This is a genomic window from Arthrobacter sp. PAMC25564 (assembly GCF_004798705.1).
Lineage (GTDB): Bacteria > Actinomycetota > Actinomycetes > Actinomycetales > Micrococcaceae > Arthrobacter.
This window is the reverse complement of the sequence record NZ_CP039290.1, coordinates 1,401,839-1,417,316: the sequence shown is the minus strand read 5'-3', so window position 1 is coordinate 1,417,316 and position 15,478 is coordinate 1,401,839. Positions and strand designations below refer to the sequence as shown.

Below are 15,478 nucleotides of genomic sequence, written 5' to 3'. Positions count from 1 at the left end.
CGGGAGGGGTTTGGGGGCAGTTCCTGGGCACCGGGGAACACCGGCCGCCGTGGGGTACGGGGAGCGGTCCGGGGGCATTTTGACGGCCGCGGCAGCTAATTCGGAGTCAAATACCGGCGTGTCGGTGTCAAAGTGCCCCCGCTCCGCCACCGTCTCCGCCGCTCCTGTGCCTACTTCACGGCGATGAGTTCAATCAGCTTGATGTCCGGGTCCTTGGCGAGCATGGCGGGACCGTGTTCGCCGAGGGCGGCGGGGATGGCGCCGTGCAGGTGGGCCTGCCGGTCCTCCTCGGTATCGAAGGTGTCGAAGATGCCGAAGGTGTTCTCATTGACCCGGAAGGCGTACCAGGTCCGGGTACCGGGTTCGTTGAGCACAATCTCGCGCCCCCCGTTCAGGAAGTCCCAGACCTCCTGCTCCTTCCCCGGCTTGGCTTCGACCAGGGCCAGCACACCAAATTTTGCTGCCACAGCTATCTCCTCGGAATCGGGCTGGATCGGCCGCACACCGGCCTATAGGCGTGAGTGTAGGCCGGTACCGGGACCCGGACAAGGAGCCGTGGCAAAAGCAACGCGGGGTCATCTACGGCCCATAAACCCGGGGTTTATGGGCCGTAGATGACCCCGCGTTGCTTGGGGAAGGAGGACGGTTAGCGGGTGGCCGAGCTTACCGGGTGCTGCCGGCCAGGAGGCCGCGGCGCCGGAGCAGGCGCTTTTCGATCGGCGCGAAGACGATCAGTTCGATCAGGATGCCGACGGCGAGGATCAGCAGGATGGCGGCCATCACGGTGGTCATCTCGGAGAGGACACGGCCCTGGTCCAGGAGCGAGCCGAGGCCGAAGCCGATCGACCCGCCGACCGCGATGATCTCGGCGGCCATGAGCGAACGCCAGGAGAAGGCCCAGCCCTGTTTGAGGCCACTCAGGTAGCCGGGGAGGGCCGCCGGGAGGATGATCTGCAGCGCGAGCTGCAGCCGCGACGCGCCCAGGACCTTTCCGACGCTGCGGTATTGCGGCGGGATCTGGTCCACCCCGGATATCAGGCCGTTGATGATGGACGGAATGGCACCCATGAACACCACGAAGTACACGGTGGCGTCGGTCAGTCCGAACCAGATGATGGCGGCCGGCACCCACGCCACGGAGGGCAGCACCTGCAATCCGGAGATCAGCGGACCGAAGGCCCGCCGCAGCGGTGCGACCTGGGCCAGCAGCAGCCCGACGGGAGTGGCGATGGCCACGCTGATCAGGAAGCCCACCACCCCGCGTTGCAGCGAGGTCCAGATGGCTTCCTGGGTCTTCCCCTCCCCCCAGAGTGTTCCGAGCTGGCCAAGGACGTCCAGCGGGCCCGGTACGAGGTCGCGCCGCTTGATTCCCAGCGACACATAGACCTGCCAGGCCACCAGCAGGACGGCCAGGGCGGCGACCGGCAGCAGGATCCGGCTCCAGTCGATCCGCGCCTTGCGGGCGGCGTCGGACTGCAGCGAGTCCAGGCCGGATTCGAGTTCGCGGAGGTCCGCCGAACCAGTGGAGGAACGGGTCAGCGCCGCGGTGACATGGCGGGTCTCCGTAGGTTCCATCAGGGGAGTTTGCTTACTTGGCATGGCGTCGGATCTCCTCGCGTAGCCGGGCGGTGATGATGCCCGTCAGCTGGCCGGCAAGCCCGGCATCGGTGCGGTGCTCCTCGCTGACGTTCCATTCCTGCACCACGCGGCCGGGCCGCGAGGAGAGCAGCAGCACACGCTGGCCCAGCCGGACGGCTTCGCGGACGTTGTGGGTGACAAAGACGATGGTGCGGCCGGTTTCCTTCCAGATCCGCTCCAGCTCGTCGTGCAGCAGGTCGCGGGTGATCGCGTCCAGGGCGGCGAACGGCTCGTCCATGAGGAGCAGCTGGCGGTCCTGGGCCAGGGACCGTGCCAGGGCCACGCGCTGGCGCATCCCGCCGGAGAGCTCGTGCGGGCGCTTGTCCCCCGCCCCGCCCAGGTGCACGAGGTCCAGGAGTTCATCGGCCTTGAGCCGCCGCCCGGCCTTCCCGACGCCGCGCAGTTTCAGGGCTAGCTCGATGTTTTCCCGGGCAGTCAGCCAGGGAAAGAGGGCTGCGTCCTGGAACATAAAGGCGGCGCCGTCGCTGGGCACTTCCAGGGCTCCCGACGTCGGGGCCTCCAGCCCCGCCATGATGTTCAGCAGGGTCGACTTGCCGCAGCCGGACGCACCGAGCAGGGCCACGAATTCGCCCTGCCCGATGCTGGCGTTGACGTCGTCCAGCACCGGGGCGCCGTCGCCGAAGCGCTTGCCCAGGTGTTCCAGTACGACTGGCATGGTCACGTCCTAACTGTTGTGGCGGATTGCTGGAGGTCAAGGAGCTAGTCCTTGCCGAGCCCCTGCGCGGAGGTCTTCTTGCCGGTGACCGCGTTCAGGGCCGTGAGGTCGAAGATGCCGTTGATGTCGGCCTGCTTGGTGGTGCCGGCGTCGACGCCGTCCTGGAGCAGTTTCTTGTAGGTTCCGGCGAGCGGATCAACCGTGAAGACGATGTTCTTCAGCGAGCGGTCGATGACGTCGGCCGGCAGGGTGGCCCCGGCGGATTCCTTGAGTGCGGCGTTCAGGACGCTGGCCTTCTCGGCGGCGGGGGCGGTGTTGAGCCAGTCCACGGATTCGGCGTGGCCCTTGAGCAGCGCCTTCACGGTGGCCGGGTGTTCGGCCGCGAACTTCTTGTTGACGATCAGGACGGTGGTGATGAATTCGCCCTTGTCCCACAGGTCTTTTTCGTCGACGAGGACCTTGGCGCCGGCCTGGAGCACCAGGCGGGAGGCCCAGGGCTCCGGCAGCCACGCGCCGTCGAGCTTTCCGTCCTGGAACAGCTTCAGCGTCTGGGCGTTCTCGGTGGGGTTGATGGCGACGTCGCCGCTGCCGTCCGTTGCGGTCTTGTAGCCCTGCTTGCCGAGCCAGGCGCGGAGGGCGACGTCCTGGGTACCGCCGAGCTGCGGCGTCGCCAGCGTCTTGCCCTTGAGGTCCGCCGCCGAGTTGATGCCGGGCTTGACCACCAGTTGCGCCCCGCCGGACGCGGCGCCGGCGATGATGCTGATCGATTCGCCATTGCTCTTGACATAGGAGTTGATCGCCGGGTTGGGGCCGATGTAGGTGGCGTCGATGGCGCCGGCGTTGAGGGCCTCGATCGCGGCGGGGCCGGCGTTGAAGACCTGGGTGCTGAGCTTGGTCCCGCCGAGTTCCTTGGCGATGAATCCTTTGCTGACGCCGACGAGGGCCGGGGCGTGCGTGATGTTGCCGAAGTAGCCGAGCTTGAGTTCAGCGGCCGGATTGGCGTCGGCAGTGGCCGGGGCGGGAGCCGCCGCGGCTTCATTGTTACGGGACACGCTGGAGGCCACGGCGGCGCCGATGCCGATCAGCAGGACGAGCCCGGCTGCGAGGGAAATCTCAAGGGTGCGTTTGCGTTTCGGCTTGCCGGACCCGCCGGCGACGATGCGGGTGGTGCCCGGTGTGGGCTCGTTGGGCGTGGGGTTCTCGGGGGATGACATTCGTGAAGTCCTGTTCTGGGGTGTGCGAGGGCCGGGTGGAGGTTCAATTCCGGCGACATCGCCCCTGGAATTCCTGGCGGGGGCCGCTGGAGGGCCGTTCCGTTCTAGTCATTGACCCACCATAGGGAGTGTCATAAACGCGGATCAATGGCCCGGAAACCCGGGGTCATGCGGGTTCATGCAGCGTCATATTCGTCAAGCTCCGGGCTGGCAAGCCTGCGGCGACGGATCAGTCCCGCATGCGCTCCAGCCGGTACGTCAGCTTCGCTTCCCGTTTGGAGTCGTCCCCCAGGGATTTGGTGCGGGAAATGTAGTCGACGCCCCAGGTCTTCAACAGAAAGTCGTCGGCAATCCGGACGTGGCCGGGGGGAAATTTGTAGTCCATTCTCTTGGCCACGCCGGACCAGTCGGCGGCGCCGAAGAGCTCCTCGGCGTCGGCCACGGTCCGCACGCCGTTGGCGGCCAGCAGGTCCCCCAGCCAGTCATACTGGCGGGCCTGGCTTCTGGGGTGTTCCGGCAGCAGCCGCGCGAGCATGTCAAGAAGGATTTCCCCGGTGAGCTCGGTGGCGGGGTTCGCGGCGAAGTCAGCCGCGCCCTCGGCTTGACGGCGTTTGACGATGTCGTTGATCGCCGAGAACTGGGCGTCGGCGAGTTCAATGAGCGTTGACGCCATGGTGAACGCGCGGTCGACTTCCGCGTTGGCCTCGGTGAGGCCCTTGTAGCGGATGTCATGTTCGAAGGCGGCCCACGCATGCTGCAGCATGGTCCGGATCTGGACTTCGAAGCGCTCCCCGATGAACGTCTGGCAGCCGACGGGAACGTTCTCGGCCGGGACTTCGAGGATGAGGTGCCTGCCGGCGTAGCCAATCTGGCCGTTTCGCCGCTGGGAGCTTGTCTTGTCGTCGTCCTCGCGGCACCTGAATTGCCCCTTCAGGGCCGTTGCAACGTCCGCGATGTCGGGTTCCAGGAACATGATGACCCGGACACCAATGAGGTCGTTGAGCTGCTCGAGGCCGCGTTCATACTTGAATCTGCCGTCGGCAGTGAGCCGGTCGAGTTTTCCCTTGACGGAACCGGGGTCCTTGACCCGGGCCTGCACGGTGTGATGGTTCAGGCCGTCGTCCCTGAGCCGGGCGCGGATAGCGTGCCCGATTGCTTCGGAAGCTTCATTCAGCCGCGGCAGCAGCGCACCATACTGCTCCAGGGAGCTGGCAACAACTGACTCATGATCTTCCAACAGATCCCCCTCGGATCACCGTGCCGATCCTGTACCCAGCAGGGTATCCGAGGCCGCCGGTTTCAGCTACTGCCGGAAGGCTCCGGTCCGGAAGGCTCCGGTCCGGAGCCTTCCGGCGCGGAGCCTTCCGGCGCCGAGCATCCCACGGGTCAGATCGAGTAGCGCTCGTCCTCATGGTCGCCCGGGTGGTCGCCGACGAGGCCGGCGGCGAGGGTGTTGCCGTCCAGCGGGTCGATCACCAGGAATGCCCCGGTGCGGCGGTGATGCAGGTAGTTCTCCAGCGGGAGCGGAGCCGCGAGCCGCAACTGGGCGTGGCCGATGTCGTTCAGTTCCAGCGTGGTCGTGGGCTCCAGCTGGAAACTGGCGAGGTCCAGCTTGCCCGTCACGTTCCGGACCAGCGCCTGCACGGTCCTGGTGCCGTGCTTGACCAGCACCTTGGCGCCCTCGCGGAGCGGCTTGGGCGAAAGCCAGCACAGCGCGGCGTACAGATCGGCCGAGGCCTGGCGGATTGTCCCGGCCGCCGCGATCGTGTCACCGCGCGCGACGTCGAACTCATCGGCCAGGCGCAGCGCCACTGACTGCGGCGCCACGGCTTCGCTGAGCTCGGCGCCCGCGAAATCGATCCCGGTCACCGTGGTGGTGCGCGGGGCCTGGCCGGGCGTCAGGACGCTGACGGTATCCCCCAGCTTCACCGAACCTTCGGTGATCTGGCCCGCGTAGGCACGGTAATCCCGGTACGCCCCGGCATCGAGTCCGCCGGCGAGGGCGTCGGGCGCCAGCGCGCCCTGCGGCCGGATAACCAGCTGCACCGGGAAGCGGAAGCTCTCCAGCTCGCTCTCGAGTTCGTCCGCGGCCGGCAGCGCCTCGAGGACTTCGAGCAGGGCCGGCCCGCCGTACCAGGGCGTCCGGGCCGAGCGGTCCACGACGTTGTCGCCGTCGAGCGCGGACACTGGAATGACGAGGAGGTCCGTGACGCCATCGGACCCGAGCCCGAGTTCGCGGCCGACCCGCTGCACGTCCGCCTCGATCCCGCGGAACACGGCCTCGCTGAAGTCCACCAGGTCGATCTTGTTCACGGCCACGATCACGTGCGCCACGCGCAGCAGCTGCAGCACGGACAGGTGCCGGCGCGTCTGCTCCAGGACACCCTTGCGGGCGTCGATGAGCACGACGACGGCATCCGCCGTGGACGCGCCGGTCACCGTGTTCTTGGTGTACTGCACGTGCCCGGGGCAGTCCGCGAGGATGAAGCTGCGGCGGTCCGTGGCGAAGTAGCGGTAGGCGACGTCGATGGTGATGCCCTGTTCCCGCTCGGCGCGCAGGCCGTCGGTGAGCAGTGCCAGGTCGATGCCGCCCTTCTCGCCGCCAAAGCCGCGGTCGGACGAGGTGCGGGCAACGGCGTCGAGCTGGTCCGCCAGGATCGCCTTGGAATCGTGCAGGAGGCGGCCCACCAAAGTGGACTTCCCGTCGTCGACCGATCCTGCGGTGGCGAAGCGGAAAAGAGTTGTGGGCAGGACTGTTTCCAGGTCCGCCGGGAGAACTGCTTCGGTGGTCATTTAGAAGTACCCGTCCTTCTTGCGGTCTTCCATGGCGGCCTCGGAGATGCGGTCATCTGCCCGGGTGGCGCCACGTTCGGTGATGGTGGAGGCGGCAACTTCAATGACGACGTCGCGCACGGTGGCGGCATCCGATTCGACGGCGCCGGTGCAGGACATGTCCCCGACGGTGCGGTAGCGGACGGTCTTGGTGATGACCTGCTCATCCTCGCGCGGCTGGGAGACCTCGCCGACCGCGCGCCACATGCCGTCGCGGGCAAAGACTTCGCGGTCATGCGCGTAGTAGAGGCCCGGCAGGTCGATGCCTTCACGCTCGATGTAGCGCCACACATCCAGCTCGGTCCAGTTGCTGATCGGGAAAGCCCGGACGTGCTGGCCCACGGTGTGGCGGCCGTTGTACAGGTTCCACAGCTCGGGCCGCTGGTTGCGCGGGTCCCACTGGCCGAACTCGTCCCGCAGGCTCAGGATCCGCTCCTTGGCCCGGGCCTTGTCCTCGTCCCGGCGGCCGCCGCCGAAGACAGCGTCGAACTTGTTGCGCTGGATCGCGTCCAGCAGCGGCACGGTCTGCAGCGGGTTGCGGGTGCCGTCGGCACGCTCGGCCAGCTCGCCGGAGTCGATGAACTCCTGGACGCTGCCGACGACGAGCTTCAGTCCCAGCCGCTCGACCGTGCGGTCGCGGAATTCGATGACCTCGGGGAAGTTGTGGCCGGTGTCCACGTGCAGCACGGGGAACGGCACCTTGCCCGGCCAGAAGGCCTTCGTGGCCAGGTGCAGCATCACCACGGAGTCCTTGCCGCCGGAGAACAGCAGCGCCGGCTTCTCGAACTCGGCCACGACCTCCCGGATGATGTGGATGGCCTCGGACTCAAGGGTGTCCAGGCTGGAGAGTCTTGCCGGGGCTTCGCCGCCGATTGCCGCGGAGGCGTAGCCAACCGCCGTCGTCGTTGTGCTCAAGTTGCTCATACGTGTAGTCCGCATTCTGTCTTGTCGGTTCCTGCCCAGCGTCCGGCGCGGGGGTCATCGCCCGGCGCCACCTTGCGGGTGCAGGGCTGGCAGCCAATGGACGGATAGCCCTGCGAAAGCAGCGGGTTGACGGGAAGGAGGTTGTCGTCGGAGTACTGCACCAGCTGGTCGAAGCTCCAGGCCGCCAGCGGGTTGACCTTGACCAGGCCGTTGGCTTCATCCCAGGTGACGAGCGGGGTGTTGGTGCGGGTGGGGGCCTCGTCGCGGCGGACTCCGGTGAACCAGAGCTCGTAGCCGGCGAGGGTGCGGCGCAGCGGCGCCACCTTGCGCAGCGCGCAGCACTGGGCGGCGTCGCGGGCGAAGAGGTCCTTGCCCAGTAGCCTGTCCTGCTGTTCCACCGTGTTCTCGGGGAGGACATCGACGACGTTGACGCGCAGGTTGGCGGCGACCTCGTCGCGCGTGGCGTAGGTTTCCGGGAAGTGGTAGCCGGTCTCGAGGAACAGCACGTCGACGCCGGGGAGCTGGTCCGCGACGAGCGCCGGCAGCACGGCGTCCGCCATGGAGCAGGCGACGGCGACGGCGGGCAGTTCGAAGTTCCGCTCCACCCAGGCGATGACGTCCCGGGCCGGGGCATCCCAGCCGAGCTCGGCGGCGCCGGCCTCGGCAAGTGCCTTGAGCTCGTCATGGGAGCGTCGGCCCGAGGGGCCACGGCCACCGGGGTCCCCGGCCGAGCTTGCGAGGTTGGGGAGTGGCTGGGGATTCATTGCAGGTCCCCCTCATCGGCGGCGAAGGCCCATTCGGCGAAGGTCTGGCCCTCGCTGTGCTCGGCCACGAATTTGCGGACCACGCGCTCGACGTAGCCGGGCAGTTCCCCGGCCGTGACCTTGAGGCCGCGGACGGTGCGCCCGAGGCCTGCCTCCTCGCGGCTGCTGGAAGCCAGCCCGCCGCCCAGGTGGACCTGGAAACCCGGGGTGGGGTCGCCGTCGGGCGTGGGAAGCATCATGCCCTTGAGCCCGATGTCCGCCGTCTGGATGCGGGCGCAGGAGTTGGGGCAGCCGTTGATGTGCAGGGACAGTGCCTGGGGCAGTTGCTTGTTCTCGACGAGGTCGGCCAGGCGGCGTTCCAGTTCGGCGACGGCGGTGGCCGCGGTGTCCTTGGTTTCAACGATGGCCAGCTTGCAGTATTCGATGCCGGTGCAGGCGATGGTGCCGCGGCGGAACACGGACGGGCGGGCGGAGAGGCCCAGGGCGTCGAGCTCGGCCACGAGCGGTTCCACCTGGTCCTTGGGCACGTCGAGGACGACGATCTTCTGGTGCGGTGTGGTGCGCAGGCGCCGGGAGCCGCAGGCTTCCAGGGTATCCGCGAGCCTGACCAGCTGGCTGCCGGAGAGGCGGCCGGCCAGCGGGGTGGCACCGATGAAGAACTTGCCGTCCTTCTGTTCGTGCACACCGATGTGGTCGCCGGGGGCGGAGGGCTTGGGCGCTGCGGGGCCGTCGTTGAGTTTGTAGCCGAGGTATTCGTCCTCGAGGACCTGGCGGAATTTCTCCGTGCCCCAGTCGGCGAGCAGGAACTTCAGCCGGGCCTTGGTACGCATGCGCCGGTAGCCGTAGTCGCGGAAGATGCTGGTCACGCCGAGCCAGACGTCGGCGGCCTGGTCCGGCTTGACGAACGCGCCGAGCCGCTTGCCCAGCATGGGGTTGGTGGAGAGCGCGCCGCCCACCCAGAGGTCATAGCCGATCCCGAGCTCGGGGTGGACCATGCCCACCAGGCCGATGTCGTTGATCTCGTGGACCACGTCCTGGCTCGGGTGGCCGGTGATGGCGGTCTTGAATTTGCGCGGCAGGTTGGCCAGTTCGGGGTCGCCGATGAACCGTTCGGCGAGTTCGTGGATCAGCGGCGTGGGGTCGATGATCTCGTCCTTGGCGATGCCGGCCACCGGGGAGCCCAGGATGACGCGCGGGACGTCGCCGCAGGCTTCCGTGGTGGACAGGTCCACGGCCTCGAGGCGGCGCCAGATTTCCGGCACGTCCTCGACCCGGATCCAGTGCAGCTGGATGTTCTGGCGGTCGGTGAGGTCGGCCGAGTCGCGGGCGAAGTCGACGGAGATCTGGCCGATGACGCGCAGCTGCTCGGTAGTGAGGGCGCCGCCGTCGATCCGGACCCGCAGCATGAAGTACTTGTCCTCCAGCTCGTGCGGCTCGAGCGTGGCGGTCTTGCCGCCGTCGATCCCGGGCTTGCGCTGGGTGTAGAGGCCCCACCAGCGGAAGCGGCCGTGCAGGTCCGTCCCGTCGATGGAGTCGAAGCCGTGCTTGGAGTAGACGGACTCGATACGCTCGCGGACGTTGAGCCCGTTGTCCTCCTGCTTCCAGGTTTCGTTGGCGTTCAGCGGCGCGGTGCCGTCCACTTTCCACTGCCCGTGCGGCTTTGCGGCGGGGCGGGAGGCGGGGCGTTTGCTGCGGCCTGCGGCAGCCTGGTCCGGGGACGCTCCGGCTAGAGCTGTATCAGTCATGGATCGACTTTAGGCGGCCCGTAATGCCGTCACAAAGGGCCTGAAACGGGGAGTCACCTAGGGAAATATTTCGTCACGAACCCCCCGAGGGCCTTGAACTGGAGGGGCGGGCGTGCATCGCGAGGGCCGCGTCGTAACGTTCCAGGGCGATCTCCGCGAGCACCGGCGAGGGCAGCAGCGGCGCCGTGACCATGTCCGCTCCCGCCTTGGCCAGCTGGTCGTGGAAGAAACCCGGGGCGAGCAGGTAGGAGGCGATGACCACGCGGCGCCGGCCCGCGGTGCCCTCCGTATCGCCCGCTGCACCGTCCGCTGTGCGGAGCGCCGCGACGGCCTCGGGAACCGAGGGCTTGGCCGAGGCGCCATAGCCGGCCACGATCCGGTTGGGCCGCAGCGCCCGCAACTGGGCGGCGAGTTCCTCGACGTTCTGCGCGGCGGAGGGGTCGGAGGAACCGGCAGCAGCGAGGACGACGGCGTCGTCGTCCGTGACGCCGGCCTCCCGGAGGCGCGCATCCAGCAGGGCCGCCAGCCGCGGGTCCGGCCCCAGCGGGGCTGCCGCGAGCGTGTCCGGGCGGCTCCTGACGGCCCGGGCGATGTCCACCTTGACGTGGTACCCGACGCTGAGCAGAAGCGGGACAACGACGGCCGTCTCCCCCGCCGGGAGGCCCGCCACCACGGCCGGCAGTCCGGGATCCTGCACATCGACGTAGGCTTCGCGGACGTCGAGGCCCGGGCGCAGGACGGCGATGCCGTCCCGGAGGGCATTGACCTCCGCCGCGCCGGGGACGCTGGAGGTGCCATGGGCGCAGGCGATCAGGATGGGCCTATTCATAGCCGTTAGCGTAACCTTGGAGCCGCCCCATCCGCCCCCTGCTATCGACCGGGACGTCCCATGAGCTTCTCCTTCAGCGTTGTCCTGGTCTGGCTGGACCTGGCCGGCGTGTTCTTCTTCGCGGTCTCGGGTTCGCTGCTCGCGGCGAAGAAGCAGTTCGACATCGTCGGCTCGCTGATGCTGGCCTCGGTGGTCAGCCTGGGCGGCGGCGTGATCAGGGACATCATCATCAACGCCGGCCCGCCCGCAGCCCTCACCAACCCGGTCTACCTGGCGCCGCCGCTCGTCGCCACGGTCCTGGTGTACTTCCTGTTCTCCGGCCTCCAGCGCTTCACCTCGCTGCTGATCCTGTTCGACGCCGGCGGCCTGGCACTGTTCTGCATCACCGGGACCCTGAAGGCGCTGGCCGAGGGGATGCAGCCCATTGCCGCGGCCCTGCTGGGGATCGCGACCGCGGTGGGCGGTGGCCTGCTGCGGGACATCACCGCCAACGAGGTGCCCCGGCTCTTCGACCCCAAGGACATCTATGCCCTGCCGGCGTTCGCGGGGGCGGGCCTGACGGTGCTGCTGTCCGTCTCCGGGACCTTCAACGCGGTGACGGGGAGTGCCGTGGCCGCCGTCGTTTTCGCCTTCCGCATCATCGCCTGGCGGCGTCATTGGCATGTTCCGCTGGCGGTCCGCGGCTGGCACCGGCTCGGCCCGGACGCGTCCTGATGCACGGCCCGGGATTGGCTAGGATAAGAGCATGACTGACATGTTCCTCGAGAAGTTCCGCGCGCTTGTCCCGAAGTATCTCGAAGACGAATGGCAGGAAGAGGATGGCCTCCAGGCCGAAGAGCTGGACGCCGCCCTGGCAGAACACCAGTTCCAGGTGCCGCTGGTCCTGAAGGAGTTCTACCAGGCCGTCGGCGGCTGCGATGACCTCATGGAGGCCTACCACTACTTCTGGGACCCCGAAGAGCTCGAAGTCGATGACGAAGGCTTCCTGATGTTCCTCGAGGACGAGGAGGAACAGTTCACCTGGGGATTCCGCGTGGGCGACCTCAGCGTCCCGGACCCGATTGTGTACCGCCGCAACAACGCCCGCGGCCAGTGGAAGAGCGAGGAAGGCACCTTCTCCGAGTTCGTCTTCGACATGTTCGAGTGGGCCTTCAACGACGAGGACGAGGACTAGGGTCCCGTCCGGGCTGCTTCCTCCGGCTGCTTCCTCCGGGCGGCGCGTGCGGTGCGGGGGCACTTCGACGGAGACACGCCGCCTCCTGGCCGGGATCTGGCGGCTGAGGGCTTCAAAGTAGCCCCGGACGGCAGCTGCGAGCATGATCAGGGATGGAATGCACCCCTGCGCCACAGCTCCAGCACCGCCAAGACTTCCGCGACCATCCGCTCAGGGTGATGGACGACGTCGGCGTAGCCGAACCTCAGCACGAGGTACCCGCCGACGACGCTCGCATTGTTCCGCCACCGGTCTTTCTTCACCTGCAGCGGCTCGAGATGTGTCTCCCCGTCAGTTTCCACCACAAGGCAATCCTCGATCAGGAAGTCCACCTCCCCCACACCCGGAATCTGCACATGCCTCCGAAGGTGCAGCCCGGCCCGGCGGAATGCGGTGTTGGCCAGGACCTCCAGCAGGGAATCGGCCCGCGGGATGACCAGGTCCAGCACGGATCGGGCCCGGCCGTTCCGGTTGCCGCCAAGCTTGCCGCGGAGGAACTCAAGGCTGATGTCGCCCCGGCCGACAGCGCACTGGACCATCACGAGGGCCTGCAGTTCCGGCAGGCAATGCAGGGCATGCAGGAGGACATCCGCCAATCCCGCAACGGGCAGCCAGTCGTGGCGGGCGTGGCGGCACCTGCCATGGACAACGGCACCCGCGGGTACGGCGCGATGCCCGAGGCAAAGATGCAAGGTCTGGGCCGGGACCAAAGTCCACAAACCATAGCTTGGTGCCGCCGAGATGCAGGTCAGCAGGCCCTTTAGCTCGCGCGCGGCCCGGTAGGTACTCGGGTCCTGCGGCAGCCCGTAGTGCCCGCGGCGGAACCTCACGATGGCCCCGGCCGCGAGGGCACGGTCAATGTCGCGGCGGCTGAACCCGGCACGCAGGATTCCTGCGGTGGCGGCTGTTCCGCCCCGCGCGGACAGGAAAGAGGTGAGCTTCATTCCCCCAAAATGCCTCGTCGACCGCGCGGCGTGAGGGCTCTACCCAGGCCATGTGGATAACTCGGCACAACCGCCGTCGCGGTCAGGGGGCACTTTGGCCCGGACACGCCGTCGTCCTGCCGCAGTAGAGCCCGAATCGGGCCCAAAGTGCCCCCGGATCGCAGCCGAAAAGCACACCCTCCGGCCGGGAAACTAGCTGGCGCGGTCCACCACGGCCAGCGCGAAGCTCGTCAGCGACGCCTTCACCACGCCTTCGGGCAACGGGGCGAGGGCGGCAATGGCCTCGTCGGCCCAGGCCCGGGCCACCACCCAGGACTCGGCGGTGACGGGGTGTTCGCGGAGCCCGGCCACGGCCGCGGCCAGGGCCTCGTCCGAGCTGAGGTCCCCGTCGATCAGTTTCAGGAGTTCGACGGCGGACCGGTCACCGTTTTCGGCGGCCTTGCGCAGCAGCAGGACCGGCAGCGTCGGCACACCCTCGCGCAGGTCCGTGCCCGGGGACTTGCCTGACTTGACCTTGATGCCGGTGACGTCGATGACGTCGTCGGCCAGCTGGAACGCCACGCCCACCTTCTCGCCGTACTCGACCAGCAGCGGTTCGTAGGACTCGTCGGCGCCCGAGAAGATCGCGCCGAGCTGGCCGGAGGCCGCCACGAGCGAGCCGGTCTTGTCCGCGATAACGGAGAGGTAGTGCGCCAGCGGATCCTCGTCCGGGCGCGGGCCCACCGTCTCGTGCAGCTGGCCCAGGCACAGCCGCTCGAAGGTGCGGGCCTGGATGCCGAGCGCGCGGGAACCGAGTTCGGAGACCAGGATCGAGGCCCGGGCGAAGATCAAGTCGCCGGTCAGCACGGCCACGGAGTTGCCCCAGACCTCATGGGCCGTGGGGGCGCCGCGGCGGAACGGGGCGGAGTCCATCACGTCGTCGTGGTACAGCGTGGCCAGGTGCGTCAGCTCCATCACGACGGCGGCCTGCACCACGGCGGGCCGCGAGGCGTCACCGAGGTGGGCGCACAGCAGCGTGAGCAGGGGCCGGATGCGCTTGCCGCCGGCTTCCACCAGGTGACGCGACGTTGCGTCGGCCAGCGGGTCCGAATTGGCGATGGCTTCGCGGAGTTTCTTCTCCACGCGGGCCAGGTTGGTGGTGAGCGCCGGGCCCAGTTCAGGGTCCCCCGCGATGGCAGCGAATCCCGCCGGGAGCTGGAGTCCGGTGGCGATGGCCGTGGTGTTCAGGTCGGGCTCAGAGCTCGGCAGGCCGTGTCCGGCGTGCGTCCAGCTGTGGTCTGCAGAGTTGGTCACGGGTTAACCCTAACTTCTGTTGCGGAAACCGCGGAGTTGGCGCCGGGCTGCGGGCTGGTGGCGGTGTTCGACGTGGCCGGAACCAACGATTCGAGGACCCGGATGGCACGGTCCTCGAAGCCCTTGGCCGCGGGATCGGTAAGGTTGGCCAGCAGCCGCACCACAAAGCGCATCAGCACCGGAATGGGCATGCCCGTCCGGAGCGCGAGCTTCATGATGGCGGGTTTGCCGATCAGCGCGGCGAAGGCCCTGCCCAGGGTGAAGTGCGAGCCCCACTGTCCGCGCACGTGGTCCGCGTAGCGCGCGAGGTGGGCATCGGTGTCGGCCCGGGTCCAGCCGGCCGAGGCGGAGCGGGCGGCGCCGTCGATGATGAACTCGGCGGCGAAACGGGCGGACTCCATGGCGTAGGAGATGCCCTCGCCGTTGAACGGGGAGACCATGCCGCCGGCGTCGCCGAGGAGCAGCAGCCCCGGCGAATAGTGCGGGGTGCGGTTGAATCCCATCGGCAGCGCCGCTCCGCGGATCTCGCCGACCTGGTTCTCCGGGGTGAAGCCCCACTCGGCGGGCATGCCGGCGGTCCATTCGCGGAGCACCTGCTTGTAGTCGATCTTGCCGAATTCCTTGGAGGAGTTCAGGATGCCCAGGCCCACGTTGGAGGTTCCGTCGCCGACGCCGAAGACCCAGCCGTAGCCGGGGAGCAGTTTCCCGTCGCGGCCAAGAGAGCCGGCGCGGGCCCCGCGCCGGGCTTGCGAGGCGTGGGAAGCCGGGGAACGCAGCTCCAGCCAGCCTTCCATCCAGTCGTCGTCGTGGCGCGGGCTGGTGAAGTAGGTGCGCACGGCGACGCCGAGCGGCCGGTCGTCCCGTTTCCGGATGCCGAGGGACACCGCCGTGCGCGAAGAGTTGCCGTCCGCGGCGAGGACGACGTCGGCAGGGAAGTCGCGCGTCTGCCCGGTCTTGCGGCCGGATCCGTCCAGCAGGGCTGCGCGGACACCGGTCACGCGGCCGTCCTCGGAGCGCAGCGCCCCGGTGACGCTGTGCCGTTCGAGCACGACGGCGCCCGCGGCCTGGGCGTGCCGGGCCAGCTCCTCGTCGAAGCCGAGCCTGGTCCGGATCAGCCCGTACTGCGGGAAATCGGAGACCTCCGGCCAGGGAAGTTCGATCGTGCGGCCGCCCGCGATCAGGCGCAGGCCCTTGTTGCGGCGCCAGCCTTCGGTTTCAGGGTGCGGAAGGCCCAGCTTCTGGATCTCGCGGACGGCGCGCGGGGTGAGTCCGTCGCCGCAGACCTTTTCGCGGGGGAAGCTGGTCTTCTCGAGCACCGTGACGTCGATGCCCGCCTGTGCGAGGTAGTAGGCGGCAGTGGACCCGGCCGGGCCTGCCCCGACGATCAGTACATTCACAACAGCTCT

General features: G+C 68.4%; 15 protein-coding genes. 2 read left to right on the top strand and 13 right to left on the bottom strand.

The features are described 5' to 3' along the window. Window positions 1–170: 170 nt before the first annotated feature. The 10 genes from E5206_RS06415 to E5206_RS06370 form a co-directional block, all read right to left on the bottom strand. On the bottom strand, window positions 171–467 hold the full coding sequence (locus E5206_RS06415; protein ID WP_136321771.1) for an antibiotic biosynthesis monooxygenase: 297 nt from the start codon (window positions 465–467) through the stop codon (window positions 171–173). A gap of 196 nt (window positions 468–663) precedes the next feature. Beyond that, a complete protein-coding gene (locus E5206_RS06410; RefSeq protein WP_136321770.1) occupies window positions 664–1,599 on the bottom strand; it encodes an ABC transporter permease in 936 nt (311 codons plus the stop codon). Next, window positions 1,589–2,314: an ABC transporter ATP-binding protein gene (locus E5206_RS06405; protein WP_136323994.1), complete on the bottom strand. Its 726-nt coding sequence runs from the start codon at window positions 2,312–2,314 to the stop codon at window positions 1,589–1,591. The genes E5206_RS06410 and E5206_RS06405 overlap by 11 nt, the downstream gene beginning before the upstream one ends. Before the next feature lie 44 nt (window positions 2,315–2,358). Then, window positions 2,359–3,528, bottom strand: a complete 1,170-nt coding sequence (locus tag E5206_RS06400; protein WP_136321769.1) for an ABC transporter substrate-binding protein — start codon at window positions 3,526–3,528, stop codon at window positions 2,359–2,361. A 229-nt stretch (window positions 3,529–3,757) separates the two neighbouring features. Next, entirely contained in the window at window positions 3,758–4,765 is a 1,008-nt protein-coding gene (locus tag E5206_RS06395) for a GTP pyrophosphokinase family protein (RefSeq protein WP_168709278.1), read from the bottom strand. 149 nt (window positions 4,766–4,914) lie between these two features. Further along, window positions 4,915–6,321, bottom strand: coding sequence for a GTP-binding protein (locus E5206_RS06390; RefSeq protein WP_136321767.1), 1,407 nt, complete (start codon window positions 6,319–6,321; stop codon window positions 4,915–4,917). Next, a complete protein-coding gene (gene cysD / locus E5206_RS06385) occupies window positions 6,322–7,284 on the bottom strand; it encodes a sulfate adenylyltransferase subunit CysD (protein WP_240690002.1) in 963 nt (320 codons plus the stop codon). Further along, on the bottom strand, window positions 7,281–8,048 hold the full coding sequence (locus E5206_RS06380; protein WP_136321766.1) for a phosphoadenylyl-sulfate reductase: 768 nt from the start codon (window positions 8,046–8,048) through the stop codon (window positions 7,281–7,283). The genes cysD and E5206_RS06380 overlap by 4 nt, the downstream gene beginning before the upstream one ends. Then, window positions 8,045–9,793, bottom strand: coding sequence for a nitrite/sulfite reductase (locus E5206_RS06375; protein WP_136321765.1), 1,749 nt, complete (start codon window positions 9,791–9,793; stop codon window positions 8,045–8,047). The genes E5206_RS06380 and E5206_RS06375 overlap by 4 nt, the downstream gene beginning before the upstream one ends. 73 nt (window positions 9,794–9,866) lie before the next feature. After that, window positions 9,867–10,622, bottom strand: coding sequence for a CbiX/SirB N-terminal domain-containing protein (locus E5206_RS06370; RefSeq protein ID WP_136321764.1), 756 nt, complete (start codon window positions 10,620–10,622; stop codon window positions 9,867–9,869). A gap of 60 nt (window positions 10,623–10,682) precedes the next feature. Here E5206_RS06370 and E5206_RS06365 point away from each other — a divergent pair, with 60 nt between their 5' ends. Then, window positions 10,683–11,336, top strand: a complete 654-nt coding sequence (locus tag E5206_RS06365) for a trimeric intracellular cation channel family protein (protein WP_136321763.1) — start codon at window positions 10,683–10,685, stop codon at window positions 11,334–11,336. 31 nt (window positions 11,337–11,367) lie between these two features. Further along, window positions 11,368–11,796, top strand: a complete 429-nt coding sequence (locus E5206_RS06360; RefSeq protein WP_136321762.1) for a hypothetical protein — start codon at window positions 11,368–11,370, stop codon at window positions 11,794–11,796. A gap of 146 nt (window positions 11,797–11,942) precedes the next feature. Here E5206_RS06360 and E5206_RS06355 read toward each other — a convergent pair whose 3' ends face one another. The 3 genes from E5206_RS06355 to E5206_RS06345 form a co-directional block, all read right to left on the bottom strand. After that, entirely contained in the window at window positions 11,943–12,779 is an 837-nt protein-coding gene (locus E5206_RS06355; protein ID WP_136321761.1) for a DUF559 domain-containing protein, read from the bottom strand. A 192-nt stretch (window positions 12,780–12,971) separates the two neighbouring features. Further along, entirely contained in the window at window positions 12,972–14,072 is a 1,101-nt protein-coding gene (locus E5206_RS06350; RefSeq protein ID WP_136321760.1) for a polyprenyl synthetase family protein, read from the bottom strand. Beyond that, entirely contained in the window at window positions 14,069–15,469 is a 1,401-nt protein-coding gene (locus E5206_RS06345) for a geranylgeranyl reductase family protein (protein WP_136321759.1), read from the bottom strand. Before E5206_RS06345 ends, E5206_RS06350 begins: the two co-directional genes overlap by 4 nt. Between the last annotated feature and the right edge of the window lie 9 nt (window positions 15,470–15,478).